Annotated in this window: 4 protein-coding genes; all 4 read left to right on the top strand. The window is 45.9% G+C overall.

Features of this window, described 5'->3' with window-relative positions; genetic code table 11:
- The first annotated feature begins 123 nt into the window (after positions 1-123).
- Complete coding sequence (gene pipX / locus C7B77_RS26490) at positions 124-396, top strand: transcriptional coactivator PipX (protein WP_219892290.1); 273 nt, start codon at positions 124-126, stop codon at positions 394-396.
- Positions 397-548: 152 nt separating this feature from the next.
- The gene (locus tag C7B77_RS26485; RefSeq protein WP_106312047.1) at positions 549-1,217 is read left to right on the top strand and encodes a YggS family pyridoxal phosphate-dependent enzyme; all 669 of its coding nucleotides are present in this window, start codon (positions 549-551) and stop codon (positions 1,215-1,217) included.
- Between the two features lie 661 nt (positions 1,218-1,878).
- The gene (locus C7B77_RS26480; RefSeq protein ID WP_106312044.1) at positions 1,879-2,460 is read left to right on the top strand and encodes a cell division protein SepF; all 582 of its coding nucleotides are present in this window, start codon (positions 1,879-1,881) and stop codon (positions 2,458-2,460) included.
- Between the two features lie 71 nt (positions 2,461-2,531).
- Positions 2,532-3,332 (top strand): pyrroline-5-carboxylate reductase, encoded by an 801-nt coding sequence (gene proC / locus C7B77_RS26475; protein WP_106312041.1) that lies wholly within the window; start codon positions 2,532-2,534, stop codon positions 3,330-3,332.
- Positions 3,333-3,428 lie beyond the last annotated feature (96 nt).

Genomic DNA, 3,428 nt, shown 5'->3' with positions numbered 1-3,428 from the left:
ATAGTGGACACAAGCGTCCTTTTGCCCTCTATCCACCTAGTCCCTCAGTCCCCCTCTCTCCCCTTCGCCACCCATCTACAAACCCAATTATCAATTATCAATTATCAATTATCAATTAATTTAATGACTTCCGAAAACTATCTCAACCACCCTACCTTCGGCTTGCTGTATCGCATCTGTGTTGTTGAGGAAAACCAAGAATTATTTACCACCCTGTACGCACAGCGGATTTTTTTTCTAGTTACCAATAACGCTGACGGATTATCGTTTCAGCCACTGACTCGTGCTGATGCGCGGTTGATGCTAGATAACCGCATCCGCATCCTCAAACGTAACGGTCAAATTTTAGAATATCAAGAGCTACAAGCAATGATTCAACAAAACTTCCCTGGATGACAGATCGCAGTGGCAAGTTCTATCCCCTAGAGACGGCACCGACAGACAGAAGAATAATTAGGATAATAAATATATTAAGAATGAGATCGATCTCCGACTCTCTACCCTCTACCCCAACTCTCCATCCCTACCCCCTACTCTCTACCCTCTAAATGACGATCGCGCATAACATTGAGACTATTCGTCGAGATTTGCCAGCTTCGGTAAAATTGATGGCGGTGAGCAAGCAAGTGTCTGTTGTGCAGATGCGAGCGGCTTATGCGGCTGGGATTCGAGATTTTGGTGAGAGTCGGATCCAAGAAGCACAGACAAAACAACAAGAATTGAGCGATTTATCAGATATCTGCTGGCATCTGATCGGACATTTGCAGGGAAATAAGGTTCGCAAAGCCGTCCAAATATTTGACTGGATTCACTCAGTCGATAGCCTTAAACTGTTACAACAGATAGATCGAGTTGCTGGGGAATTGGCAAAAAATCCGCAGATCTGTCTCCAAGTCAAAATTTTGCCCGATCCCGATAAATATGGCTGGACGATCCCCGAATTACTAGCAGATTTACCGCAAATAAACTGTTGCGAATTTATCAAAATTCGCGGATTGATGGCAATTCCACCACTAGGATTGACGATCGAGCAAACGCAAGAATTGTTCGAGAGCGCGCGAGATCTCAGCCATCAGATCGCGCAGCAGTCAGGATTGCAGCTCCCGATGACCGAATTATCCATGGGGATGTCTGGAGATTATCGATCGGCGATCGCGGCTGGTGCTACGATTATTCGCTTGGGCAGTATTATTTTTGGCGCTCGAGCGTATATCTAAACTATCGTTACCAATGCACGAATTTACGATAAAAGTGATTTTCGTTCTATTTATTTAAGTGATGTTAATTAAATATGTTGTTTTAACCAAGAATGAATTATTCTCTTTTAAAATACTTGGACTGTGCTAAGTAGTATTTCTGAGTATTAACACCTACTTTGCGATCTGAGTACCACTACTCCTAATGCTAACTAGGTAATTACTTAAAATCCAGTACGAGTCAGTGTTGACTTCGATTCGTGGATACATTTTATACGTCATTTGGCTGACGAGCCAGAGCTAGTAAAAAAAAGCTGCGGCTGATAGCAAGGAAAAACAGCGATTGCAGGCGAAACCCATACGGGTATTAGAGAATATAATTTTTTAATATTTTCTAAATATCTGTAATTCCATGGTATTATTCTCTCTAGATTGGCGTTGCCTGTGTATTTGTACTACTCACACTCGTGAATTAGGTCGCAGTACACCTGCAAAACTTAAGTAATTATGCTTAGATAGCGATCGAGGCGATTTTCTACTTACAGAACATTTTGTAGCCGAAAAAAGCCACTCCGATGAGTTGTTAAGCCGATAGCTTTAGACTAGCCAATTCGAGCATGATTTACCAGTATCTGACAGTCAAAACGCATCTATACCATCACAGGGCGCAGGAGTAGTAAAAGTGAAAGTTCTAGATCGATTCAAAGATTTCATGGGTTTAAACGAAGACGAATACAGTGATTACGATGAAACGGATAGTGATGCTTATCGTAGTGAATATCAACCACCCGAACCCCCAACACCACAACCTGTCGTAGAAGAAGAACGTCGCGGATTTCGCCGCGCCACCGAAACGCGTGGGGCGAGCAAAATTAACAATGTCGTCGGGATGCCAGGAATCGTTCATGGCGTTTCGGAAATGATCTTAATCGAGCCGCGTTCTTTTGAAGAAATGCCGCAAGTAATTGACGCCCTGCGCCATAGAAAGTCCGTGATCCTAAATATGACTTTGATCCGGCAAGAAGAAGCCCAAAGATCGGTAGATTTTGTCGCAGGCGGTACTTATGCCATCGACGGCCACTACGAACGGATTGGTGATAATATTTTCCTGTTCACGCCCAATTGCGTTCAAGTGAGCACCCCTACAAACGTCATTCACGATCCGGCAAACCAACAAACACCGATCGAGAAGACAGTTCGCAGCAATCGCACTAGCACACCATTGTCCACCTGGGGTAACGAACCGATCCAAGCAGTTCAGTAACATTAGTAAACCTAATCGATGGCAACTACAATCGGTGCCCCAATCCGTTCGATAACTGAAAGTAGTAATTTATGGCTGTCAAATTAGGTGTAATCGGTGGCGGGGTAATGGCAACGGCGATCGTATCCCGCCTGCTCGCTCGCGGTACTTATCAAAGTACCGAAATCCTAGTCAGCGAACCGACACTCTCACAGCGAGAAGCTCTCCATCAACAATATGGAGTCGGCGTCACTGATGATAATAATTTGGCGGCAATGTCTCCAGTCCTGATGCTGGCAATTAAGCCCCAAGTTTTCGATCGGGTTGTGGCTCAATTATCGCCACTGGGCAACAACCCACAATTAGTAATTTCGATCCTAGCTGGAGTCAAGATCTCCCAACTAGAAGGGGCATTTCCCGATCGAGCCGTCATTCGGACGATGCCCAATACGCCTGCAACTGTCGGGATGGGCATCACCGCGCTTTCAGCCGGAGCGCGAGTTGACGCCGCCCAACTAGAACTAGCAATGCAAATTTTTCAAGCCGTGGGCGAAGCAGTCACCGTTCCAGAATCTTTGATGGATGCGGTGACTGGTTTGTCTGGTTCTGGCCCTGCATATATCGCCATCGCGATCGAGGCTCTAGCCGATGGTGGTGTCGCTGCTGGTCTCCCCCGTCCGATCGCCGATCGATTGGCCTTACAGACCGTTTTAGGTACGGCTACGCTCTTAAATGAATCTCAACTTCACCCTGCTCAGTTAAAAGATCGCGTTACGAGTCCGGGCGGGACGACGATTGCTGGAATTACCAAATTAGAGCAGGCAGGTTTTCGATCGGCTCTGATTGAAGCTGTGATTGCTGCCGCCACTCGATCGCAGGAGTTGGGAAAGTAGAGAATCGCTTTTTTCTCCGCTGTCTTCCGGTGCTTACATAAGTATATTGGTAACGATCGTAGTCCTTTACCCCACCCCAGCCCTCCCCTTATAAAG

Source organism: Chamaesiphon polymorphus CCALA 037 (genome assembly GCF_003003845.1).
Lineage (GTDB): Bacteria > Cyanobacteriota > Cyanobacteriia > Cyanobacteriales > Chamaesiphonaceae > Chamaesiphon > Chamaesiphon polymorphus.
Note: the sequence above shows the minus strand (reverse complement) of the source record. Positions and strands in the feature narration are given on the sequence as shown.